Below are 24,169 nucleotides of genomic sequence, written 5' to 3' on the forward strand. Positions count from 1 at the left end.
TATAAATTTTCCGCTAACCGTATATAAATTTCCGGCCCGTCCGAACGGTGTTCCGGGCATGCCTATTCCGGCATGAAGACTATCAGACAAGGGGGCCTGCGGGCGTTCGCAGACCTCCTCGTCCGTATTCTTCCGGGTTTTTCGCCTGCCGCCTGCCGGAAATGATTAAATGAACTTAAAACAGCGTTCCAATTCTTTCCAATGTTTTAAGAATTGGAAAGAATTTGTTAATTTTGCATCTACTATAATATCCAAGGCAGAAATGATAGAAACTCCTCCTTATATATCCAGCCAGCAACTGGCAGAGGTGCTTTTCGCTGAAGGCAGATGGCCGGACAGGGAATTGCAGACCTTATTGGACAAGATTAACGACGGCTATGAGTATTGGGATACGGTGAAGTATAAGAAACTGCCCAAGAGGATGACGGCCGCGGAACTTTGGACGTATGTGAAGGCATCGCGTGCTCCACACACATTGGAGGTCTGGCAAGAGCCATCTCTGACGCTCGGCCTGACGAATCGGATGCAACGCCTGTGCCATGAGTTTGACATGAGCTTTGGTGGAAGCTGGGGCGACGACTCCCTGATTCCGTCGGAAAGCCGCCAACAGTATCTGGTGAGTTCGCTGATGGAGGAGGCTATTTATTCCAGTCAGATGGAAGGTGCTGCTACGACGAGAAAGGTTGCAAAGGACATGTTGCGCAAGAAGATAAGTCCACGCGATAAGTCGCAGCAGATGATAGTCAACAACTATCAGACCATCAATTATATAGTCGAACACAAGAGAGAGTCCCTTACTTTGGAACAGCTGCTGAAGGTTCATCGGCTGATGACGAGCAATACTCTTGACAATCCCGATGATGCCGGCAGGTTAAGAAGCAATGACGATGTGGTCGTAGAGAATGGAATTACGCACGAGACGGTACACGTGCCGCCTGCCTATACGGAGATTCCCTCTTTCATGGACAGCCTGTGCAGATTCTTCAACGAAACAGACTCCAAGGTCTTCATCCATCCTATTATCAGGGGTATCATCATCCATTTTATGATAGCCTACGTTCATCCGTTCGTTGACGGAAATGGACGTACCGCCCGTGCCGTATTCTATTGGTATATGCTTAGGCAGGGCTATTGGCTTGCAGAATATATGTCTATCTCGCGCGTAATAGCAAAATCGAAGAAGGCTTACGAGAAGTCCTTCCTTTATGCGGAAGCCGACAGGCTGGATATTGGATATTTCGTTAATTATAACCTGAACGTGCTTGACAAATCTTTCAGGCAGCTTCAGGACTATATCAAGCGCAAACAGGCACAGAGGAACAATGCCAATATATTCTTGAGGCTGGGCAACATGAATGAACGCCAAGCGCGGATATTGCAGATGTATTATGAGAATCCGGAACTCGTTCTTACCGTAAAGGATTTACAAGGGAAGTTTATGGTTTCTCCGACTACGGCAAAGAGCGATTTGCTGCCGCTTATAGAGCGTGGATTAGTCGGCGAAGTTTCCTTTAACAGAGTGAAGAAAGGATATATAAAGGGAAGCTCGTTTGAGAAAGAGGTGAGCCGTGCCTTGGAGAAATAGATGCTTGTGGAAAGCTGACGTTCCAAGGATGTGCTCTACCTGTTATCTTACTATCTGCCGGACTATAGGCCGTATCGTGGCTGCAATGTGGAAATAAAGAAAAACAGAATGAAAAAACAAAGGCTTGCAGTCGCCCTTGACAAGCGGTGCAAGCCTTTGCTTCTGTGCCCTGAAGGGCTGTTTGAGTCTACAGGGCCTTTTCCCTGAAGGAGGCAGTGCCCCGTTCTTATCTCACCATCAGTTTTCTGACAGAGCCGTCGCTCATCCTTACAAGGTTCAGGCCCTTCTGCCGTGCGTTCAGCCGCCGGCCGTCAACGGAATATACGGAAACGGGCCGGGCTGCATGGGTCTCGGTTTTTCCTATTCCTGCCGCCTCGTCGCTCATCTCCCTTATGTCGGCAAAGAACTTCATGTCTTCTCCATCTTCCTTGTAGTGTACCCATAGCTGCGAGTCGTAGAAGTCAACTCTCCCCTTGGGCACGTATAATATGCACTTTTCCATGATGTTCTCGTCGGCAAAGGCTAACATGTTCACGCTCTCGTCGCCCAGTTCGTCGGCATAGCAGTAGACTTCCGTCAGGCCGGACGCTCCGGCACACGCGCCTTCGCCTATGCTTGATATGTTCTTGCCCAAGAGTAGCTTTTCAAGTCCTGTGCAGAATCCGAAGGCATACGTTCCTATGTTTTTTACATTGTCCGTCAGGCATATTTTCCGCACGAAGGCGTTGCCGGCGATGGCAAGCTCTTCGATGGTCTCCACTTCTGCCGGAGTCGTATAGTCTTCCAGTTTTAAGGCCGTGGGAATACATACCAGCGTGGAGAGGTCTTTGGTGTAGAGTATGTTGTCTGTTGCCGTGTATTTGGTGTTCTCCTTGTCTACGGCGATATTCGTGAGTGCCATGGCACTTCCGAAAGCTCCGCCCTCAATGGCGGTTACGGTCCGGGGTATGCTTATGGCAGTCAGGTTGGTTGTTCCGCTGAAGGCACTGGTCTTTACCTTCTTCACCCCGTCGGGGATAGCGTAGGTATCGGCCGGCTTATTGCACGGATAATACAGCAATTCCGTCTTGTCGGAAGAGAACAGCACTCCGTCCGCGGAAGCAAGATATGGGCTGCCCTCTGCCACGTGTACGTTCTCCAGAGCAGTCAGGCCGTTGAAGAGAATGATGTCGAGGCTCATCATGCCCGTTCCTACGGAAATGGACTTGAGACGGGTGTCGCCCATAAAGGTTGAGGCTTCAAGGCCGGTAATCCCGTTTCCGAGAACAATCTCTTCAAGTCCTTCCATCCGCTGAAAAGTACCGGTTCCGAGTGTCTTCACCGTATTCGGGACGACAATTTTCCTCATGTCGTTGCAGCCGACGAACACACCGTCGCCAATGGTCGTAACAGTCTGCGGAATCTCAATCTCACGCAGGGAAGTGCTGCTCAATGCCATCGTCTCAATCTCTTTGAGGTCGGCAGGGAGGGCGAGCTTGGCGAGACGGCCGCAGTAGACGAACATGTAGCTTCCCAGAATATTATCCTTGGACGTAAAGGACTGGCTGCCGTAGGCATAGTAGGCATCATCGCTTGCGACAATATGTGCTCCTGAAAGGTCAAGCTCAGAGAGCTTTCCTCCTGTAGGGGTGTTGATGTCTTTCGCCCCTGCCATGTCGCGCAGCAGCACCATGTCCTTTCCGTTCAGGTTTCCCGTGATGGCGAGCTTCGTGATGGAATACTTGTCATTTTCCGAAATATAATTCTCCAGTGTGCCGGCAGTGGGCACGTTGACGTTACGCTCGCTTTGAGCGTTGATGCCGAGCGTAGTCAGCAAGGCAGCTACTAAAAGAAGATAAAGTTTCTTCATAAGTTTTCAAATGATTTTATGATTTGTTCTGAGTTCTCTCTAATTTCCAGTTGTAGCATGGACTAATTTTTTCTTATTGTAGAATCTCACCCTGTCCATTATGAAATTTTCCTGATTGTCAATAGAGGAGTTTATGTTCAGGGCGTAAAATTAATAAAAGAAAATGATAAAGGAAAATAATTCTTCCGTTTTTTCTCAAACAGCTTGCGCAATCCCCCCGAAAGTTCAATTGATTTAGCATGGCAAAAACTCCAGTTGTCTCTCATTCTCCACATGCACGGGGCAGTGCCTCCGGCTTATTGTCGAAGAAACAACATGGCGTAAGTGCTGCACAGAGGTTCATGATGAAATTGTGTATTTGGCAAGGCCTGAGAAAACCTTGTTGAAATGTCGTCTGATGTTGTGGTATTCTTATCCCGGATTCGCGTAAATAATGATGAGAGTCTTATAAAGAAATCAGAAAAATATCTACATTGCCCGTTGCCGTCCTTCCTTATCGGCACCGTAGTACGCTTGGAGTTAAAGGGTTGTCTGTCAGTATCTTACAGACGGATGTGCCGGAAAGACGGAATCGGATTGCGAAAGTGCCGTTTCCGCATGCTGAAAGTATTGGTTTCGATGCACGAAAGCGGCACTTTCGCCATGAGAACAAGCCTTTGTGGGAAAACGGGAGCGTCCGGCAAATGAAAAGACAGGACAACGCCTGCTTTCCTGTCCTGAAGCCCAGACTGGGAAAGACGGACGAACCGACAAACATGCAGAGCCGGTACTATACGAGTGAACAGAAGGACGGGCAATCCGAAAATGCAACATTTAGCCGTCAACGCACGCATCGGATGAACCTTTTTTCTTACCTTTGCACCCATGAAGATAGGAACAACTGATTTTGGGGAACGCCCGTTGTTTCTGGCACCGATGGAGGATGTTACCGACATAGGGTTCAGGAAGATGTGCAAGCGTTTCGGTGCAGCAATGGTCTATACGGAGTTCGTATCGGCCGACGCGGTCATCAGAAGCATCAAGTCGACGCTGAACAAGATTGCCATCGACGACGACGAACGCCCCGTAGGAATACAGATATACGGCCGCGACGTTGAGTCGATGGTAGAGGCAGCGCGGATTGTAGAGCAGGTCGGGCCCGACGTGATAGACCTGAACTTCGGCTGCCCTGTCAAGAAAGTGGCAGGAAAGGGTGCCGGGTCGGGCATGCTGAAGAACATTCCGCTGATGCTGGAGATAACGCGCGAGGTGGTGAAGGCTGTCAATACGCCCGTAACGGCGAAGACGCGGCTCGGATGGGACAGCGGAAACCTGATTATCGGCGAGCTTGCGGAGCAGCTGCAAGACTGCGGCATACAGGCTCTGACCATACACGGACGGACGCGCGCGCAGATGTACACGGGCGAGGCGGACTGGACGCTGATAGGAGAGGTGAAACGGAATCCGCGCATCCACATCCCGATTATCGGTAACGGAGACGTTACGAGTGCAGAGGTGGCACGCGAAAAGTTCGACCGCTACGGAGTGGATGCCGTGATGATAGGCCGCGCCACCTTCGGCCGCCCGTGGATATTCGGGGAGAAAGCCTCCGCGGATGGTACGGATGCAACAGCCTCCGATGCTGTCCGGCTCACCCTCGACGACAAGATAGACGTGCTGGAAGAGATGCTGCGCATCAACGTGGAGCGGATAGACGAGTACCGGGGCATCCTCCATACGCGCCGCCATCTGGCGGCCTCGCCCATCTTCAAGGGCGTCCCCGACTTCAGGCAGACACGTATTGCCATGCTGAGAGCCACCAAGGTGGAGGAGCTGATTGCCATACTGGAGAGCTGCCGGGAGCTGCTGAAGGGCACGGACGACGCCTAAGCCTTCCCCTGCCATGTAGGGACAGCCCTGCGTCTGTCCGCAAAACCTTTTTCTTACGCGGACAGAAACAGAGTCTGTCTCTACAGATTAGGCCCGCAAAAATTCTAAATCATGACATGAAAACGATTGCCCTCATACCATGAAGGCAATCACCACACGCACCGGCAGGCAGGTTTCCTCCCGCCGGTCTATCCTTCTCCGAAAACGTATTAATCTTGCATTTTGGGGTTGTCTATGCGCTTTTTTTACTAAAAAAGTCTTTTTTATTTTGCCAATTAGAAAAACATATTTAACTTTGACACCGCAAATATAATTAAATAACACATTTAAAACTATCTATTTTTAAATTATTCAAGTATGAGACAAAATTACCTGAAACTTTTCATGCTCTCACTGTTCTCCGGAATGGTCGCAATAGCGGGAGCGAAAAGTACCAATCAAGTATCGAAATCGGCAGGGGAAGGAGTTCCGGCCCATCAGCCGGTTCCGAAGACTGTGAATCCGAAAGGCGTGTTTATGTATGGCGTAACCTTAGTGGACTTCAGCAACGCAAGAAACTATGTCAGTTTCTACAGCGAGGACACTTATGGGGACCTCAACCGATTGTGGAATGTAGACCCTAACTATTCTGAAAACTACAACATCCGCGGCATTCGTGCCGGAGCTATGTGTGATGACGGGTATTATTATGGCTACCAAACAAGGATTTACACGTTTGAGGAACATCCAGACGCTTTTGTAAAAGTGAACTTCCAAACTCAGAAGGTAGAAACGATAAAAACTTATCCGGAAATATCTACTGATTGGGAGTGGATTTATGACATGACCTACGACCCCACACACAAGAAGACCTATGGTATCGGACGTCATGTAACCGATGACAAGAAGGCTTTCTCTGCTCTTTACACCGTAGACATCACCACGGGTAATCTGACCAAGGTGGCTAACCTTGACTTCTACGCATGGGCCTTGGCCAGCGACTATGAAGCAATCTCTATGCCACCAAGGGTGTACCCGATGCACAGGGCAATTACTACAAGCTGGAGTTGGTGAAATTGGATGCTGGCAACGCATACAAACCAATCACGGTAACGACCTTGAATTACTGGGGAGCTGACATTAAGCCCGTCGCATTCCACTCTATGGAATTTGACCACACAAGCGGCGACCTATACTATCTTTATAGTGCAGAAAACGCTTTACAGAGATTGATGAAAATCAATGTGAAGACAAAGACATGTGAAGATAAAAGGTCTTTCCCATACGATATCGTTGTCGGCCTGAATATCCCATACGAGAAGGCAGATTCCCGTGAAGCTGCCAGCAAGGTTACCGACCTGACCTGCACCCCTGCTGAGAATGGCAAGGTGGAAGCTACTTTAAAATGGATGAACCCAACTCTTAACTGGAGAGGTGACAACCTGACCGAACTGAAATCCATCAAGATTAGCCGCGGCACAAGAGACAATGTCGTTGCCACCCTTGATGCTACGGGTGTAGGTAAACCGCAGACTTGGGTAGACAATAATCCGACCAACGGATACAATACCTATTATGTAACCACCTATCGCAAAGACAATGAGAAAGGTTTGACCGACAGCATCACGGCTTTCATCGGTGTTGATATTCCTGCAAAACCAACCGACGTTGTGCTTAAGGCAGAGGCATAACCGGCACTGTAACTTGGAAAGCTCCTGAAACGGGCAAGAACGGTGCATGGATAGACAAGGCCTCCCTGAAATACCGTGTAGTACGCCAGCCGGGCAATGTTACCGTAGCTGCTGAAACTACCGAAACTACCTTTACCGAGCAGCGCGAAGAGCGTCAAAGCTACTCTTACGAAATTACAGCTTTCAACAATGCTGGCGAAAGCGAACCTGCCGTATCGAATGTAGTTCCTTTCGGAAAGGGCTTCGCAATCCCCTATACCAATAATATTCGTACTGTTGACGACTATAACCTCTGGACCTCTATTGATGTTAAGAAAGATCAGGACGAGGAAGGTGGGTCATGGCGTTGGCAGCCAGAAGATGGTAAGGCAGTCTACAATGGTGGCTTCTGTCCTTACAAAGCCGACGACTACTTGATGTCTCCTCCTTTGATACTTGAGAAGGGCAAGACCTACCTTGTAAGATACAAATACCAAACCTGTTCTTGGATTGACACCAAGGAGCGTTGGGAAGTCGGCGTAAGCAAGACTTTGGATCCGAAGGACTTCAAGAAGATAATAGAGAGAAACGACATCCATACAATTCAGTACGTCCGCGATGACGAATGTCTCTTCACATCCGACTTCGACGGTGAAGGATATGTTGGCTTCCATGTAACTTCTGACCCCGAAATGGGATGGCTTACTATGCGCGACTTCTCTATTCGCGAGTACACCGACAAGGATGTAATGGTACAGGACGTAACTGGCAACACACTGGTTACCCAAGACAAGCCGACTACTGTAAACGTTACCGTATATAACAGCGGAAAGTCTACATTGGAGGACTACACCGTGAAAATCATCAACCAAGAAACTCAGGCTGTGCTTGAGGAAATGCCGGGTCTCACCCTCGAACCCAAGCAGACGGAACTCATTCCCGTCCTGTGGACTCCTACCGAGCAAGGCAAGTTCAATATCACTGCTGAGGTAGTATTGGAAGGCGATGCTTATCCGCTCGACAACAAGACGGACAAATTCATCGAAGTAACCGTGCAGAAGCCTGGTTCTCCAGACTGGATTTCTCTCTATAGCAGAAAAGACAACAACGGTTGGACCGTACCTTTCTTTATGCATTTCAACTACAACCAGAATCAGGTTCTCTATCTGGCAAAAGAACTCCAGAACAAGAAGAACATTAAACTGACTGGTATACAGCTTGTCTACGTAGGTAAGCCCGGTGGTGAAGACCTGATTGACATTCCTGTCCGCATCGGCTTGATGAACAGCAAACTGACCGAACTGGCAACCAAGGACTTTGCAACAACTGGATGGACTGAAGTCTTTGAGGATGACATCAATGTGGATCAGGTAGGACCTGCAAACACCATTGATTTCATGTTCAACAAGGAGAAGGAGTTTGAGTATACCGGAGACAACCTCATGGTTAAGTTCGAGAAGCTGCCAAGTAACGTGAAAGCCAATGATGACAATCATCCTTCATGGTGGTTCGCTGATAACCGAGGTGAAAAGCCTAACCGTACATTGTGCTACAGAAGTGCCACCGAGGGCGAGATAGACATGGACGCCGTAGGTACTTACGAATTCTTGCCGTTCATCCGCTTTGCATATAAGGAAGGTGGAACAGATGGCATCAAGACTATCAGCACTCTGGACGTTCCTGCCAAGCTGATGGGTAGCACCATCTATTTGCAAAAGACTTGCGACAGAGCTGAACTCATTTCCACTTCAGGCGTTGTGGTTGCTCAGGTAACCAACGCGTCGGAGATGAATGTAGGCGGTATTGCCAACGGCATCTATCTGTTGCACATTACCTCTGAAGGCAAAGAAACTACCGTAAGAATCATCATTAAGTAAATTCTTACCCAACAAGAGTGTGCCTGAAAAGATATAACAGGCGCACTCTTGTGCTTTTTCTCTACCTGATCTCGATGAGATTTTCAGCGAGGTCTTTTGAAAGAACGATAATTTTCATTTGATAAAATCGCATTTTATGAAAAAACAATTGTTATCCATTCTCATGTTATCCTGCTCCATTTTCTCATACGGACAGGATCGCCTGAATGTGGGTTACTGTGGTGGACAAAACACAGAAAATATTTCCATCACCGTGAAAGGCAAGCAGTGGGTAGAAGCAGCCATCTATCTGCCTGCCGAATACCTGAAAGCCTATGCCGGAGCAGAGATTACTGCGGTCCGTGCCGCGCTGACAAATCGAATTGGGATAGACACGCTTCGTGCATGGGTAAGAACCGACCTGAAAGCCGATAACATGGCAAGTGGGGAAGTTACGACCAAGAGTACTCCTCAATTAAAGAAGAAGTGGAACGACATTACCCTGAACACACCTGTCAAAATCGAAGAAGGGAAAGGTCTCTACATCGGTTTCTCTTATTATCAGAGAAAAGATGCCGAGGTTGTTTCCTTTGTTGGTAACGGCATGCCTAACTCTTTTTTCTTCCGCCGCAGCAAAGATGCAGAGTGGGAAGACATGCACACAAAAGGATTATTAAGTGTTGAAGCAGTGGTAACAGGCAACTCGCTGCCCACTTACGATGCGGCTGTCATTGATGCAAGTGTTAAGAGAAGCGAGAGTGGTCTGTCCATGAAGACTTCCATTTACAATGCCGGCACCAAAGACATTACGGGATTAGACTTGGAAGTAAATGGTACTGATGGCGTGGAGACAGTCTCCAAACATTTCGACCAAGAGATTGCTTCGGGAAAGCTGTCCGAGATTACTTTCGACCTGCCTTACACCGACCTGAAAACTGGTCTTGACACACCGTTGAGCCTGAACCTTGTGTCCGTGGCAAATGGTCAGGACGTGAACAAAGCCAACGACAAGCGTCAGGCAGCTTTCGCCTTCGCCAAGAAAGTATTGCTCGAAGAGTTCACTGGTACAGGCTGCGGTTATTGTCCGGGACTGGTATACAACATCTCTGACGCCCTGCGCGACGAGAAGTGCCGCCAGAATACCTATGTGGTTTGCCACCATTCAGGCTACACGTCCGACCGTTTCACTGTTCCTGCCGATGAGGAATATCTCTGGTTTTATAACGACAACGGCACCTATGGAGCACCCAAGATGATGTGCAACCGTCAACCATTCACCATGCACACAGGGGGAATGTCGCCAGTATGGCAGCCACAGAACGGAAATGACGTGAAACACGCCATCGAAGGAGAAATGGCTTCTGACGCTTATGCTACTTTCACCAAGGTGGAAGGTCAATATAACTCTGGCAGCCGCAAACTGACAATTCATCTTGCTGGCATGAAAAGCCGCGAGTTCAGCGAACATCCCGTCAGGCTCACCGTCTATCTGACTGAAAACGGTATTGACGGCTCTGATCAAGCTGATTATTTCGACATCTACAAAGGCAAGTTCATCCACAACCATGTGGTACGTGGCTACAACAGCACATGGGGGGCCGTCATCAATTGGAAAGAAAAGAACTTTGATTATGACGTTTCCTTCACTATAGACCCGTCATGGGTAAAAGACAACTTGGAAGTAATTGCCATCATCAACGCCTATGACCCACAAGATCCTGCCAACTGCCGCATTGAGAATGTGGGAGGAATTACATTCCCGGCCATCACTGGCATACAGCATGTAGACAATACTTCTGGAGTTTCCACAGGCATTAAGGAATACTACAACATCGATGGCGTCAAGGTGCTGAACCCGGAAAACGCCCACGGCCTTCTCATTGTCAAGGAAAAGATGGCAGACGGACGTGTTGTTAGTAAAAAAATCATTCAATAGAACAATCACAACGCTCTATTGGGATAATCAAAACAACCTATTAGAATTATAAAACAAAACAAGTATATGAACTACGGGAAAAAAACACTCCTTCTTATCCTGTTGGCTGTCTGCTACATCTCCGTACAGGCTAAGCCGAGGAGTGAAGCGCAGATTCAAGCTGCCATCTCAAAGATACTGGAGAAAAACTCCTCCTATCTGAAAGCCCCTCGCAAGGGAGCACTCAAAATGATGAAGCAAAATGAGGCCATCCGCGTCTATGGATACGACCAAGGCGGATTCGTGGTGGTCTCCACGGACGATGTAATGCCTGCCGTGTTGGGCTACAGCGACTCTCAATTCAACACTTCAAGCGACAACCCCGGCTTCAACTGGTGGCTCAAAATGGTGGAAGAGGTAACGAAAGCACGAATCCAAACCAACCAGCCTGCAAAGGTAACACGTCCCCAAGATCCTTATCCTTCCAAGGTGGACAGGCTGATAAGCTGCCAATGGGGACAGCAGGAACCTTTCAACAACCTTTGCCCGCTGGGAACCAGCAGCGGAACAGGTGCCTGGCAGGGCTATACCGAATCGGAGCGCACGCTGACAGGCTGTGTGGCCACCGCTATGGCACAGATAATGTATTATCACAAATATCCTTTGACAGGTTCCGGTTCTTCGATGGTCAATGTCGATCAGCCCGGCAAACTCAAGACTTCCTTCATGTATGACTTCGAGAATGCCATTTTTGACTATGATAATATGCGCGACAACTACGAGTCTGGTCAGTACACCGAAGCTCAGGCCTATGCAGTGGCCAACCTGATGGTGGCCTGCGGTGTTGCCTGCGACATGGCTTACGCTACCGACGGCTCCGGCTCTTGGACGGAAAAGGTTGTTAAAGGTCTTATCCGTAACATGAACTTCACCTCCGACAAGGTGAGAATGGAATCCCGCGACAAAATCCATCAAGAAGACGTATGGATGAATCTTATATATAAGGAGTTGAGCGAAAACCGCCCCATTCTCTACACTGCCGCTGACCTCTTTCAACCTTTCGGGCACGCTTTTGTTCTCGACGGCTACAACGCCGAGGGCCAAGTACGTGTAAACTGGGGATGGAACGGCGACTCAGACGGGTTCTACGACATTGCCACTTTAAATGTAAAAGGATTCGCTTTCGCACGTTTGCAGGATATGTGCATCGGTATGTCTGGCGAAAACATCGAACTGACCGACAAGGCCATTACCTTGTCTGCTCCGGGTACGTTGGGAACAGTGCTGTCCACGGCAGAACGATTCAACATCAAGTCCCTTAAACTTACAGGAAAGATTAACTCCTCCGATTTCAAGGTGCTGCGCGAGATGGCAGGACGCTCTGTTTCCGAAGCACGCACCAAAGGACATCTGGCTTCACTTGACCTCACCGACGCAGAGATTGTCACTGGCGGAGAAGCCTATCTGACCAAAGGCGGAAAGTCTTATACCGTTACTGCGGACAACACCTTCCCCGAGCTGGCTTTCCATAAGTGCACTACCCTTAGAGCCATCAAGATGCCCAAGACCTTGAAGGCCGTAGGCGACGGAGCTTTCTCGCAGTGCCGCATGAGCGACATTACCTTCGCTTCCAACAAGACCGAGAACTACTCCATCGAGGACCACCTGCTCTACAATGCCGACAAGAGCGAAATCATCTTCGCATTGCCCGGTGTAGCCAAGGAGCTGCATGTTGCCAAAAACGTGAAAGCACTGCATCCCTACAGCTTTGCAGGCAATAGTGAAGTACGGAAGATATTCCTCCCGTCCACCGTTATGTCTCTCGGCAGGGAAGCATTTTCACATTCAATGGGCGTGGCAGAAATCAAGACCTTTGCCAAGGAAGTTCCTACAGCCGGCCAAGAATGTTTCTCATTCATTCCTTCCACCCTGCTCAAGCTCTATGTCCCCAAAGGCATGTACGAGAAATTCGGTCAGGCTGACCAGTGGAAAGACCTTCTCGACTATAACAAGAAGGGAATCATAGAGTTCGGCACCACCATCAAGGCCCGCAACCTTACCCGTTCCTATGGCGACGAGAATCCTTCCTTCATCTGGGACATTGAAGGCGACGAAGTTGTTGGCACTCCAGTAATTACCTGTGAAGCCAACGAAAAATCTCCTGCCGGAAAATATACCATCAAGATTGATTATGGCACAGTCGAACCAGACGGAGTGGAACTGAAAAATGGCACGCTTGTCGTTAGCAAGGCAAAGCTCAAGGTAACAGCCGAAGACTGCGAACGCTATGAGAATCAAGAAAATCCAGTATTCAAGGTATCCTACGAAGGCTTCAAGAATGGTGAAGATGAAAATTCTCTTGACCAAAAGCCCGTTGTAGAGACGGATGCAGTAGCAGGCTCTCCGGCCGGCGAATACGAACTCAGGGTTTCCGGTGCAGCTTCCAATAACTATTCTTTCGTCTATCGCAAAGGAAAGATGACCATCAAGGCCGGAACCGGCATTGAGAAGCTGATGGAAGAAGGAAAGCAGTTCGACATCTACTCCCTGCAAGGCGTCAAGGTGAAGAGCAATGCTACCGACTTCAATGGCTTGCGCAGGGGCATATACATCGTCAATGGAAAGAAAGTTGTTGTTGAGTAGCAAGACGTAAAGGAAACAACAGAATGTTTCCCGACAGATAATGACAAGGGAGAATAGAATCGTCTATTCTCCCTTTTTTAGTCTCTTGAATATATTTAACCCAAAGCGCATACCATGTCCGGCATTGACATTTCTCCAGAGTGGCCGATGCCCGAGGGCTTCGGTATCGGTGAAGAGACCGGCGTCATGGTGAGGAGACGGCAGAATGGTACCTGAATCTCAAATGACGGAAGACCTGACATCTGCCTGTCTTTCAATGCTTTGCAGAACTGGAAAAGCTCATCGTGCGAACAAGCCCGTTTCGCAATGCGAACATGCCGTTTTCACAAGGTCAAAGTGCTGTTTTCGTGTTGTCAAAGCGCCGTTTTCGATAGACGGGGACAACTGGTGGGTGGATGGACGGGAATTTTGCTGCGCAGCGAAATGGAAATAGGATGGAGTGCAGGGAGGATATTTGTCCCTGCCTTACAGGACGGAATCAGAACGGTTTCCGGAAATCAGGGATGCTTCGGCACTACGAAGAATATGCCTTGACGGCATGATGTTTTTCCCAATAATCTGGCGTAATGGACATTTGGCAGGCCGGAACTTCTCTTAAAATTTAACGTGAGTTTGACGAATTATCTACAGCCGCACGCTCTTCAACGCCTCACCGTCCAGACTATAGGCCGTAAAGACCCCGGCCTCGTAGGTCATAAACGTCGGCACGTTGCCCCCCTTGGGGAAGGTTACAGACCCTGTGTTGCAGACAAGCGTCCCCTCCTGCCGTGTCATTTCCCAAAGATGCGTATGCCCGTAGACTATGGCATCGAATCGTCCCTGCGGCATCTTCTCCTTGTTATATATGTGTCCGTGGGTGAGGAAAAGCCGTTTGCCCTCGTCGACGAGCAGGAGATAGTCGGAGAGAATGGGAAAACGGAGAAGCATCTGGTCTACCTCCGAATCGCAGTTGCCGCGGATGGCGACAATGTCTTGCGCGCGGCGGTTGAGCCGCTCTGCAATAGCTTTCGGGTCAAGTCCCCCGGGCAGGGAGTTGCGCGGGCCGTAATTGAGAATGTCGCCAAGGATGCAGAGCATGCCGCAACGCTCCCTGTCGTAGAAGTCGAGCACCTTCTCCAGTGCCGGAAGGCTGCCATGAATGTCGGAAACCAATAGATATTTCATTATTTGCTGACGGTTTTGCACCTACGGGGTGCGGTTCTTTTATCGTGAATGGAAGGCCGGCATGTGCCGAGGGCAGGCAGATGGCTTCACCAAGGTTTTGCCGGAGGTGCAAAGATACGCCTAAAAAGCGGAATCCAGCACCTTTTTAAGAGTTGCTAACACACCACGTCGGCCACAAGGGGGATGTTGTCTGTGCTTTCGGGCGAGTTGTTTGCATTTACCGATAATTTTATGTAGATTTGCAAAGGACAATCATTCGGCATGCTATGGAAGTAAAAGACATATTCGCACTGCGCAGGCAGGGACGCACCGAGGAGGCGTATGAGGCCATCCGCCCCATGTACGCCGCGCACAAGGGACGCTATACCACGCTTGCCATGTTCTGGGTGGCGGTAGACATGATGAGGCTCCGCTATCAGCAGCGCAGGCTCGAAGACGCCTACAAGATATTCCTCAGCCTCATGCGTCTCTACCCGACGATGGACGACGGTGACTGCAAGGGGCAGTCGGCCATGATGCGCGCGGCTCTCCTCGTCTTCGACCACAACCCCTCGTTCTCCATGCTCAAGTTCATCGAGGAGTGGGGCATCACGCGCCTCACCGACGAAGACTGGACGATGGGGCAGGCCAACGGCCATCCCGTTCAGTCGACCGCCATGCGCATAGTGGGCAAGGTGTTCAAGGAAGTGGAGGCCCATCCCACCACCGAGATGGCCCTGCGGGCCGCCCCGATACTTGCAGAGGCTCTGAAGCACAGCCCCTACAACATGAACAACCAACGCTACAAGGCGATGATTTACAGGATTATGGGCAAGCGCGACAAGGCCGTCAACATCTACTGGCACCTGATACAGCACCACCGCCAGTCGTATCTCTACCACGAACTGGCTGAACTCGTCGACGACCGCGACACGAAGATTGCCCTGCTCTGCCGTGCCATCACCACCCAACGGGAGGAGAAGTACCGACAGCGGATGCGGTTCACGCTCGCAGGGCTGCTCTTCGGAACAGACAAGGCGCGTGCCCGGTACGAGTTGGACAAGTGTGTCGCTGCACGAAAGCAGGCAGCTATGCCATCACGTGGGAGATGCAGAACCTCATCGCCAGCCTTGCCGAGGTGCAGCCCGTCAGCGATGCTGACCAGAAGAGCTTCTACAGGATGCAGGAAACGAAGCTGAAGAGGTGAAGAAACAAAAACACCCATCAGCCCATCCTCGGCGAAGCCGGGCAGGAAAAGCCACTTTCAAAATGGGGAGGCAGGCTCGGCTTCTCATGCTCCGTTTCCCTTGCCGGCCCGCTCCAAGGCTATCCGCTGATAGTTGGATGGGGTAATGCCGACAGATTTCTTGAACAGCGTTATGAAGTAGGAGCGGCTCTTGAAGCCCAGTCCTTCGGCAATCGTCTCAATGGTATAGTTCCGGCTCAGTTCGACATTATTGAGACGGCGGCAGGCCTCCTTGATGCGGTAGCCGTTGAGAAAGGCCTTGAAGTTATTGCCAAACTTCTGATTGATGACCTGCGAGACGTACCAGTGGCGTATTCTTTTGTCGCGCCGCATGGTCGCGGTGAGCGGAAAAATTGTATCTTTGTAGGCGGAAAACAAAGACAAAGCAACAGCATGGCAAAGAAAGCAAGTAAAAAAGAAGATACACTCAACCTTGAAGCGATACTGTTCAAGTGCAGAGATATATTAAGGCAGGCCAAGAACTCGGGGTCGTTCTTCGAGAAGCGCGACATGATGCTCACCCTCGTGTTCCTGCGCTTCATAGGCGAAAAGTATGAAGACGGTGTGGAGCGGTTGCGCCAACAGCTCATAGCCGAGGGACTCGACCCTGATGATGAAGCCATCGTGAAGGCTTTCTTCGACGATGCCACCTTTACCGACGGCACGTTCGACTTGCCTGTAGAGGCCCGGTGGACTACCATCATCAACACTTCGGCACCACAGCTGAATGTAGCCCTCGACACGGCACTGCACCGAATTGCTGGGAGCAATCCCACGCTGAAGGGATGCTTTGTTGAGGGAACGTTCACCCAGCGCAATCTGGGGGCCAACGACATGAAGAAGATTGTGGACGAAGTAAACAAGATAAGCCACAAGACCTTTGGCGAGGAAAAAGACCTCATAGGCCGCGTGTATGAGTACTTTCTGAAAGAGTTTGCCGTCAATGCCACCAAGGAAGAGGGCGAGTTCTACACGCCGCACGACGTGGTACAGCTCATTGCCACGGTCATTGAGCCTTTCGACGGCACGCTTTATGACCCTTGCTGCGGTTCGGGCGGCATGTTCATTCAGAGCACCGACTTGGTAAAGGCTAAGCAAGGCGACATCAGCCGCATCAATGTATACGGACAGGAGAAGGAGGCTGCCACCTATCGCTTGGCCAAGATGAATCTTGCCTTGCGCGGCATCAGCCATAATCTGGGTTCGGAGAGCGACTCCACCTTCACCAACGACCTCCACAAAGGGCTTTACTTCGACTATATCATGGCCAATCCGCCATTCAATCTGAAGGGCTGGTATAATGACAATCTGCAGAACGACGCTCGTTGGGCCGACTATGCCATCCCGCCCGAGAGCAATGCCAACTATGCTTGGATTCTTCACATGCTGTCGCACCTGAGGCCTCTTTCGGGAGTAGCCGGATTCCTGTTGGCCAATGGAGCCTTGGGCGACGCCGATGCTTTTGAAATCCGCAAGAAGCTGATAGAGAACGACAAGGTTGAAGCCATCATCATCCTGCCCAGAGAACTCTTTATCACGACCGATATCAGCGTTACCCTATGGGTTCTCAATCAGAACAAGAGAGGCGGCCGGTACCATGACCGTAAGCTCCGCAACCGCGAGCACGAAATACTCTTTATAGACTTGCGCCAATGGACGGAGAACGCCGTGAAGGGCGAGCAGAAAAAGAAGAAGCGTCTCATTGCCGAGCAGATACAGCGCGTGGCCAACATCTACCACCAGTGGCAGACGGTGGGCACCGACGGCAAGCACTTTGCCGTGCCCGAACTCTATCGCAGTGTGGGCATCGACGAGATTGAGCAGAACCATTGGACGCTCGTGCCCAGCAAATACATAGAGTTCATCGACCACGATTTAGCAATTGACTATCCCAAGGAAATGACTCGCATACAGCAGGAAATGCGCACGCTGATGCAGCGGGAGAAGGATTCACAACGCATGCTCGAAGAAGCGTTTAAATGTATTGGGTATGGGATTGAAGAAATATAAACTCGGAGAACTGATTGAATTAACCGACGAGCGTAATTCTTATGGTTATACCAACTTTTATGGGTTGAATATCACTAAGGAATTTATGCCTACATGGGCTGATACAGAAGGTCTTGATGAATCAAAATATAAAGTGGTTCGGAAGAAACGTTTTGTATTTAGTGGAATGCAGACAGGGAGAGACAAATGTATTCGAATAAGTATGTATGATGGAGAAGAGCCTATAATTGTTTCTCCTACATATACAACTTTTGAAATATCAAAAGAAAACATCGTTCTCCCTGAATATTTCTTTATGCTCTTTTTATCAAAAGAGAAAGACCGTTTTGGAGCTTTCTGTAGCGATGGAAGCATTCGTTCCAACTTGGACTGGGAACGCTTCTGTGACATAGACATTACTCTTCCCTCGCTTTCCCGGCAGCGCAAATACGTTAATGTTTATTTGGCACTACAGAACAATCTGGTCGCCTATCAAAGCAAAGCGGACGAGTTGAAACTGGTGTGCGATGGGTACTTGGATAAACTGAAAGCTGAAAATGGAAAAAGAAAAATAGGAGAGTTTATTGAACAATACGATAAACGGAATACGGATAATCAATTACAACTGAATAGCGTTAAAGGAATATCGACAGAGAAGTCCTTTATAGATACCAAGGCAAATATGAATGGGGTAAGTCTTACATCTTACAAAGTTGTAGAAACAGACACTTTTGTATATGTTCCCGACACATCAAGAAGAGGAGACAAGATGGCCATTGCCTTAAATCGTGGCGAAGAGCCTTTGTTGGTATCTTCAATATATACTACATTCAAGAGTAAAGACACTTCAAGACTATTGCCTGAATACCTATTTATGTTTTTCGACCGTCCCGAGTTCGACCGTTATGCCCGTTTCAATTCTTGGGGCAGTGCACGGGAGGTATTTACCATGGAAGATATGAACGATGTGGAGATTCCCATTCCGGACATCACGGTTCAGCGAGAGATAGTAAACATCCATAAGTGTTATATTGAGCGGCAGCGCATAGCCGAGGCACTCAAAGCGCAACTGAAAGATATATGTCCTGTGCTGATTCGGGGCTCTCTGCAAGATTAAAACAAAAAAGCTATGGCAAAACTAAAGAATATCAACGGACGCTTCGTAGAAAGCGATTATGAGAACGCACTCATATCCTTCCTTGAACGAGAAGGGTGGCAGTATCTGTTTGGTAAGGCTGTGTCAAGAGCCAGTGGAAGAGAAGTGCTCTATATGGACGACCTGTTTCAGTTCTTGAAAGACAATCACAAAAATGTGAAGGTCGAAGAGTTACAAAGAATTGCGGATAACGTGAGATTGGTTGGTGCAGACACAGATTTTGCTACATTGCATAAAGTCTATAATTGGATGATAAATGGTGTGCCTGCCGTTGATAAAGACGGACTGCCGACAACAGTCAGCTTGATAGACTTCGGATGCTTGGACGGTTCACAGAAGGAGAATAGAAATATCTTCAGAGTAGTTAACCAGTTTATGGTGGAATATGTCAACAATGGCGTTGTAAAGGACCGCCGTCCTGATGTTCTGCTCTATGTGAACGGACTGCCCGTCTGTGTGATGGAGCTGAAGAACCCGGCAGATGCCAATGCCACGATTGCAGATGCATGGGAGCAAATTTACAGCCGCTATTGGCGGGATATTCCCGGACTGCTGCACTATTGCCCGATGGCGTGTATTAGCGATGGCGTGAAGACACGTTTGGGAACTGTACGTACCCCCTACGAACACTTCTACGCATGGCGCAGAGTGGAGAATGGCGACAAGGTGGGCACCATGCCTTTCGACGAATTGGAGACTATGGTGAAGGGCGTTTATCGCCCGGAAAGGTTTTTGGAGGTATTCAGGGATTATGTGTATTTTCAGGATGATAACTTCGACAGTGACGAAAAGGAGATAATATGTCGTTATCCGCAGTTTTTCGCCACGCGGCTGCTAAAGGATAGTGTCATCAAATCGGTAAAGACAAAAAGTGGTAAGGGAGGAACCTACTTTGGGGCCACTGGTTGCGGAAAGACCTATACAATGGCTTTCCTTGCCCGCCAGCTCTCGCTGCGCTGCGCAGCTGAAATTGGTTCACCAACTATCCTGATGATTGTTGACCGCGAAGACCTGCAGAAACAAGGCGCAAGGCTGTTTACTAAGAGCACCGAGTTTTTGGGATTGGGTGAGGTTTCGGTTGTGCCAAGCCGAAAGAAACTGCGCGATGAGCTTGGTGTGCGTAACAGTGGCGGTTTCTTCATCTGCACCATCCAGAAATTCTGTGACCGGAAGGACGACCCTATAGGGCTCATCAATGGGCGCGGCAACATTATCTGTTTCAGCGATGAAGCACATCGCACGCAGATTGAAGGCTCGAAGCGCATACTGTTCAGTGAGGATGCCGACGCGAACATGCGAGCCATGATATCCAAGCCCTATGCTAAAGTGCTGCGTGAAGCTTTGCCAAATGCTACTTTTGTAGCTTTACGGGAACACCCATTGCCGAAACCTATCAGACCTTTGGCGACGAGATAGACCGCTATACGATGGATCAGGCTGTGGCAGACAATATAACGGTGCCTATCAGGTATCATCCACGTATAGCTAAAGTGTTGCTGAATCAGGAGAAAGCCAAAGAGATAGAGGCTTACTATGCCCGATGCGCCGACGAAGGCTCTACGAGCGAGGATATTATGAAGAGCAAGAAAGCCATGAGTTCGCTAGAGATTATTTTGGGCGAAAAGGACCGTTTGGAAAAACTGGCCGTTGATATCCATGACCACTATGTAGCGTCCGTAGCCAACGACCCCGACAGGTGCAGAAAGCTATGATAGTGTGTTCCAACAGAAAAATAGCCTACGACTTGTTGATGAACTTCAAGATTCGTTATCCAGAATGGTTTGAGGAGCGGAAGGCACCCGAGGGAGTTGCTCTCTCGCCCGAAGAGCTGAAAAAGCTGAAGGACATGCCCACTATGGCCATGGTGGCCAGCGTGGGAAGCAATGACGCAGCCGACATGTATAACTATCTGGGAGGAGTGAAGAATAGCCAGAGGTCGGAGGAGCTGGATGCCGCCTTCAAGCAGGAACATTCCAATTTCCGTGTCGTCATCGTCGTGGATATGTGGATAACGGGCTTTGATGTGGGATGTCTCACCTATATGTATAATGACAAGCCGTTGCAGAAACATTCGTTGATACAGACCATCAGCCGTGCCAACCGAAAATATCCGGGTAAGGAATATGGTCTGATAGTTGACTATATCGGCATTCGCGATCAGATGTTGGAGGCCAGAAAGATGTATGGTGGCGACAATTCGGTGGCGTTGACCAAAGACGACATAGAGCAGGCTACGACTATTTTCCGTGAGTATATGGAGATACTGAAGGCTTTGTTCCGCAACTATGATTTATCGCCATTCCTGAATACCGGGACTGACCCTGCAGCACGATATACGTTGCTGGCCAAAGCAGCGGAGTTTGTCTTCTCGTCAAATGAGAGTTTCAACTCTGTCGGAAAAGATGGGAAGAAAACCAAGATGATTTCCTTCAAGACCTATTTCCTGCAAAATGTGAAGAGAATGCGCAAGGCTTACGACCTCTGCCAGCCTTCGGGAGAGCTGGGTGAAGAAGAGTCGGCACTGGCACAATGTTTCATGGCCATAGCAGGTATGATATATAAAATGAATGGTACCGACGCGCCGGATGCCGACACCATGAACAGGCGGGTGGCAAAAATGGTAGAAGAGGCATTGAAATATAATAATGTGGAGAGTATTCTTGAAGAGGGAGAAGAAATGGACATCTTCGGGCCGGAGTTTACCGAACGGCTGGACGACATTAAGATGCCTGCCTCGAAGCTGGAAACGCTGGTCAAGCTGCTTCGCAGGCAAATCACCGAGTACGGCAAGGTGAATCAGGTGGCATCGAAGAAATTCCATGAAATGCTGGAAACCACCATTCAAGAGTATCACGACAGGCGTAAATTTCTGTCCGAGCAAGAGGCGGGAGCAACCCAGGAAGCAACGGCAGAAAGCATCATCAAGAGTGCCACCGAGCAGGCACTGAACATTCTTAGAGGTATGCAGGTCGACCGAGAGAGTTTTCGCAAGTTGGGACTTACCTTTGAAGAGAAGGCCTTTTATGATATTCTGATTCATCTGAGAGATAAGAATAACTTTGAATATGGCGAGGACAAGGTGGTGGATGGTGTTGTTGTGAACAATAAGTGTAAGAGTCTTGCGTGCAAGATTAGGAATATCATCGATGCTAAATCGTCGTTTGCCGATTGGCTCAACAACCAGCGGGTTCGCGACCAGTTGAAGCTGGACATCAAGATTTGCCTTGTCAAGGATGGCTATCCTCCACAATACACTCCGGAAGTATTCCGTGAAGTGATGGAGCAGGTAGAGAATTTCAAGGAGAACGAATAGGAGGATTCTTCCTATCGTGGTTGTGTCATTTCAATTGTGTCAAGGCTCTAATCCTTTATATAGTTGAAATTACACAACCTTCAAAAAGGGCACTTGAAGGTTACGCTAAAAATAAAAAGCACCTACAAAATCTTTGTAAGTGCTTGATTTTCATTGTGGACCAGCCTGGGCTTGAACCAGGGACCTCCAGATTATGAGGCTCGCCACACAAGCTATATATGAGCTTAATTATCAGCTTGTTAATGAACTCTGTGCGGATTGGAGGTCAACTATAGGTCAACACTCCATCGCACTACAAAGTTACAAAAACATCTCGGATCAAGCAACAGTTGACTAACAGATTATAGTCTGTTGCTTGAAAATAATCTCACGTTTAGGTATGTGTGGTATTGCCTGTTATTCTGTATCTGTGTTTTTCTGATATAATGCGTTTAGCTCTCTTTTCGTAGAGGGTAATCCCATGTGCTTACACCATTTACGGATGGCATTATCTGTTACTCCGTACATTCTCCCGATTTCTGTAAAAGGCTTCTCCCTTATCAACTGTAACAACTCATCCTTGGAGGGCTTGTCAGAGGGCGAAACCTTATGTACACGGTTATGCTTCAGCGCACATTCAGGACACCAAGTTGATTTGGGGGCAATCTCCTTTCCGCAGTCTTTACAGTAGTTGTGATGTTTCAGCTTTCGTGTGCAGAACGTATCTGTTTGGGTATGGCAGTTAGGGCATACTATACGCAGGTTTTCCAAACGGTTGTCGGTGTGTATGCCGTTAATATGGTCTAATTGCAGGACAAGTAATTTTCCATTCCAAGTGTTACCCTGTCTGCATATCTCGCAGCGGTCTTGCTTGATACCCTCATCAACCAACCGCTTCTTTAGTTTGGCAGATTGATAAGTGCTGTTTTCTACAAGTATATCCTTTAAGGGCATTTTGTCACGTATCAGCTTAATTGGGAGAGCGTGATGGTCTATGCCGTATTTATCCAATAAAGCTGTCAGTTCTTCAATATTGGCTTTGCTCTGTTTCTTATTCAGTATCTTCAATATATCAACAAGGCTTTTGGCTTCATTGACGAGTGTCTATAAATATTCTTTTGTAATCATGGTATGTGAGTTAGATAGTAAACAATATCATTCCGTCTTTTCTTCCTTTATCTGTCGGTATTTTGCATCTTTGCGTTGTAAATCCATATTCTGTAATCTGTGTTCCTTTTGCCTTTCTCTTGCTGCCAAGTCTCGTGTAAATCTTTTGCAAGGTAGCTTTCAAATTCTTATTCGTTACCCTGTCTCCTGCCTTGTAAATGTGGTGCAGGGCATATTCGATTTTAGCCTACAAAGTTGTATCGTCCATTCTCATCAATATAATCATCATCACCCATTGCTTCTGGGCATATTTTCATTATCTTTTCTTTATCGGATTCTTCCGTTTTCAGAAACAAGTCATTCCGAAGTATCGTTATCCGTTTCTTCTTCCTATCTCTCTTAACATAATGCTTGGTTTCCAACGCCCTTAAATAATTGTCAATCATGCTCTGTTTGAGAACCATCTTACGCTGCAAATCTCGACCATAATAATCGGTATAGTTGCAATGACTGTAGCAAAGGCTTTTCAACAGTAACAGAAAGCCCATCTGCTCTCTTGTTATATCTTCCTCTAATATCTTCCTGTAAACGCCAAACCAGTTGCTTCTGCTTAGCCTATATCTGTTCTTCTCTCTCCAACCATATTTGTCTCGATGAATAGCAAGCAACTGCTTTTCTCGGAACACCTGTAAGGCTCTTTGTACCGTACTGACATCACATTTCAAAAAATCTGCCAGTGTATCTTGGTTGACATTTGAAATATCATTCTTAAAATCTGTATGTAGGCATAATCCCAAGTAGATATATGCTTGCAGCGGATTAAGATAAGTTCCGATTTCCTTGCTTAGGGTTGTGTAATCCATCGCTTGC

General features: G+C 48.5%; 15 protein-coding genes and 3 pseudogenes. 12 read left to right on the top strand and 6 right to left on the bottom strand.

Annotated features, from left to right (window positions below; genetic code table 11):
* Nucleotides 1-262: 262 nt before the first annotated feature.
* Nucleotides 263-1,585, top strand: coding sequence for a Fic family protein (locus JCM15908_RS07100; RefSeq protein WP_025002812.1), 1,323 nt, complete (start codon nt 263-265; stop codon nt 1,583-1,585).
* Between the two features lie 226 nt (nt 1,586-1,811).
* Here JCM15908_RS07100 and JCM15908_RS07105 read toward each other — a convergent pair whose 3' ends face one another.
* Nucleotides 1,812-3,434 carry a leucine-rich repeat domain-containing protein gene (locus JCM15908_RS07105; RefSeq protein WP_025002813.1) on the bottom strand — a complete coding sequence of 541 codons (1,623 nt, stop codon included), beginning with the start codon at nt 3,432-3,434 and terminating at the stop codon, nt 1,812-1,814.
* Nucleotides 3,435-3,668: 234 nt separating this feature from the next.
* A pseudogene (locus JCM15908_RS15150) lies at nt 3,669-3,792 on the bottom strand (IS982 family transposase); the annotation flags it as partial.
* A 506-nt stretch (nt 3,793-4,298) separates the two neighbouring features.
* Here JCM15908_RS15150 and dusB point away from each other — a divergent pair.
* The 6 genes from dusB to JCM15908_RS07140 all read left to right on the top strand — a co-directional run bounded on the left by dusB (nt 4,299) and on the right by JCM15908_RS07140 (nt 13,366).
* Nucleotides 4,299-5,303: a tRNA dihydrouridine synthase DusB gene (gene dusB, locus JCM15908_RS07115; protein WP_025002815.1), complete on the top strand. Its 1,005-nt coding sequence runs from the start codon at nt 4,299-4,301 to the stop codon at nt 5,301-5,303.
* 357 nt (nt 5,304-5,660) lie between these two features.
* Entirely contained in the window at nt 5,661-6,356 is a 696-nt protein-coding gene (locus JCM15908_RS07120) for a hypothetical protein (RefSeq protein WP_025002816.1), read from the top strand.
* Entirely contained in the window at nt 6,353-6,973 is a 621-nt protein-coding gene (locus JCM15908_RS07125; RefSeq protein ID WP_148295542.1) for a hypothetical protein, read from the top strand. Before JCM15908_RS07120 ends, JCM15908_RS07125 begins: the two co-directional genes overlap by 4 nt.
* Before the next feature lie 428 nt (nt 6,974-7,401).
* A complete protein-coding gene (locus JCM15908_RS07130; protein ID WP_159101318.1) occupies nt 7,402-8,829 on the top strand; it encodes a T9SS type A sorting domain-containing protein in 1,428 nt (475 codons plus the stop codon).
* A 136-nt stretch (nt 8,830-8,965) separates the two neighbouring features.
* On the top strand, nt 8,966-10,744 hold the full coding sequence (locus JCM15908_RS07135; RefSeq protein ID WP_025002819.1) for an Omp28-related outer membrane protein: 1,779 nt from the start codon (nt 8,966-8,968) through the stop codon (nt 10,742-10,744).
* A gap of 66 nt (nt 10,745-10,810) precedes the next feature.
* Nucleotides 10,811-13,366 (top strand): C10 family peptidase, encoded by a 2,556-nt coding sequence (locus tag JCM15908_RS07140; protein ID WP_025002820.1) that lies wholly within the window; start codon nt 10,811-10,813, stop codon nt 13,364-13,366.
* 624 nt (nt 13,367-13,990) lie between these two features.
* Here JCM15908_RS07140 and yfcE read toward each other — a convergent pair.
* Nucleotides 13,991-14,530 (bottom strand): phosphodiesterase, encoded by a 540-nt coding sequence (yfcE, locus tag JCM15908_RS07150; RefSeq protein ID WP_025002821.1) that lies wholly within the window; start codon nt 14,528-14,530, stop codon nt 13,991-13,993.
* A gap of 266 nt (nt 14,531-14,796) precedes the next feature.
* Here yfcE and JCM15908_RS12945 point away from each other — a divergent pair.
* Nucleotides 14,797-15,716 (top strand): annotated as a pseudogene (locus tag JCM15908_RS12945) (DUF7017 domain-containing protein).
* Between the two features lie 84 nt (nt 15,717-15,800).
* Here JCM15908_RS12945 and JCM15908_RS07160 read toward each other — a convergent pair.
* A complete protein-coding gene (locus JCM15908_RS07160) occupies nt 15,801-16,088 on the bottom strand; it encodes a helix-turn-helix domain-containing protein (protein ID WP_025002822.1) in 288 nt (95 codons plus the stop codon).
* A 60-nt stretch (nt 16,089-16,148) separates the two neighbouring features.
* On the opposite strand from JCM15908_RS07160, the gene JCM15908_RS07165 reads away from it, so the two are divergent.
* The 4 genes and pseudogenes from JCM15908_RS07165 to JCM15908_RS15160 all read left to right on the top strand — a co-directional run bounded on the left by JCM15908_RS07165 (nt 16,149) and on the right by JCM15908_RS15160 (nt 22,213).
* Nucleotides 16,149-17,765: an N-6 DNA methylase gene (locus tag JCM15908_RS07165; RefSeq protein ID WP_025002823.1), complete on the top strand. Its 1,617-nt coding sequence runs from the start codon at nt 16,149-16,151 to the stop codon at nt 17,763-17,765.
* A complete protein-coding gene (locus JCM15908_RS12950; RefSeq protein ID WP_036892932.1) occupies nt 17,746-18,861 on the top strand; it encodes a restriction endonuclease subunit S in 1,116 nt (371 codons plus the stop codon). Before JCM15908_RS07165 ends, JCM15908_RS12950 begins: the two co-directional genes overlap by 20 nt.
* Nucleotides 18,862-18,873: 12 nt before the next feature.
* Nucleotides 18,874-20,612: pseudogene (locus JCM15908_RS15155) on the top strand (type I restriction endonuclease subunit R).
* Nucleotides 20,609-22,213 carry a type I restriction enzyme endonuclease domain-containing protein gene (locus tag JCM15908_RS15160; RefSeq protein ID WP_234396407.1) on the top strand — a complete coding sequence of 535 codons (1,605 nt, stop codon included), beginning with the start codon at nt 20,609-20,611 and terminating at the stop codon, nt 22,211-22,213. The pseudogene JCM15908_RS15155 and the gene JCM15908_RS15160 overlap by 4 nt, the downstream one beginning before the upstream one ends.
* A 396-nt stretch (nt 22,214-22,609) precedes the next feature.
* Here JCM15908_RS15160 and JCM15908_RS14135 read toward each other — a convergent pair whose 3' ends face one another.
* Both JCM15908_RS14135 and JCM15908_RS07185 read right to left on the bottom strand, forming a co-directional pair.
* On the bottom strand, nt 22,610-23,260 hold the full coding sequence (locus JCM15908_RS14135) for an HNH endonuclease (RefSeq protein WP_025002824.1): 651 nt from the start codon (nt 23,258-23,260) through the stop codon (nt 22,610-22,612).
* A gap of 281 nt (nt 23,261-23,541) precedes the next feature.
* On the bottom strand, nt 23,542-24,162 hold the full coding sequence (locus JCM15908_RS07185; protein ID WP_025002825.1) for a helix-turn-helix domain-containing protein: 621 nt from the start codon (nt 24,160-24,162) through the stop codon (nt 23,542-23,544).
* Between the last annotated feature and the right edge of the window lie 7 nt (nt 24,163-24,169).

It is taken from the genome of Prevotella dentasini JCM 15908, from assembly GCF_000614065.1.
GTDB classification, from domain to species: domain Bacteria; phylum Bacteroidota; class Bacteroidia; order Bacteroidales; family Bacteroidaceae; genus Prevotella; species Prevotella dentasini.

What these genes read in the sequence shown, in the direction of transcription:
- JCM15908_RS07100 (WP_025002812.1), top strand. Translation starts at nt 263, where the DNA reads ATGATAGAAACTCCTCCTTATATATCCAGCCAGCAACTGGCAGAGGTG.
- JCM15908_RS07105 (WP_025002813.1), bottom strand. Translation starts at nt 3,434, where the DNA reads ATGAAGAAACTTTATCTTCTTTTAGTAGCTGCCTTGCTGACTACGCTC.
- dusB (WP_025002815.1), top strand. Translation starts at nt 4,299, where the DNA reads ATGAAGATAGGAACAACTGATTTTGGGGAACGCCCGTTGTTTCTGGCA.
- JCM15908_RS07120 (WP_025002816.1), top strand. Translation starts at nt 5,661, where the DNA reads ATGAGACAAAATTACCTGAAACTTTTCATGCTCTCACTGTTCTCCGGA.
- JCM15908_RS07135 (WP_025002819.1), top strand. Translation starts at nt 8,966, where the DNA reads ATGAAAAAACAATTGTTATCCATTCTCATGTTATCCTGCTCCATTTTC.
- JCM15908_RS07140 (WP_025002820.1), top strand. Translation starts at nt 10,811, where the DNA reads ATGAACTACGGGAAAAAAACACTCCTTCTTATCCTGTTGGCTGTCTGC.
- yfcE (WP_025002821.1), bottom strand. Translation starts at nt 14,530, where the DNA reads ATGAAATATCTATTGGTTTCCGACATTCATGGCAGCCTTCCGGCACTG.
- JCM15908_RS07160 (WP_025002822.1), bottom strand. Translation starts at nt 16,088, where the DNA reads ATGCGGCGCGACAAAAGAATACGCCACTGGTACGTCTCGCAGGTCATC.
- JCM15908_RS07165 (WP_025002823.1), top strand. Translation starts at nt 16,149, where the DNA reads ATGGCAAAGAAAGCAAGTAAAAAAGAAGATACACTCAACCTTGAAGCG.
- JCM15908_RS12950 (WP_036892932.1), top strand. Translation starts at nt 17,746, where the DNA reads ATGGGATTGAAGAAATATAAACTCGGAGAACTGATTGAATTAACCGAC.
- JCM15908_RS15160 (WP_234396407.1), top strand. Translation starts at nt 20,609, where the DNA reads ATGATAGTGTGTTCCAACAGAAAAATAGCCTACGACTTGTTGATGAAC.
- JCM15908_RS07185 (WP_025002825.1), bottom strand. Translation starts at nt 24,162, where the DNA reads ATGGATTACACAACCCTAAGCAAGGAAATCGGAACTTATCTTAATCCG.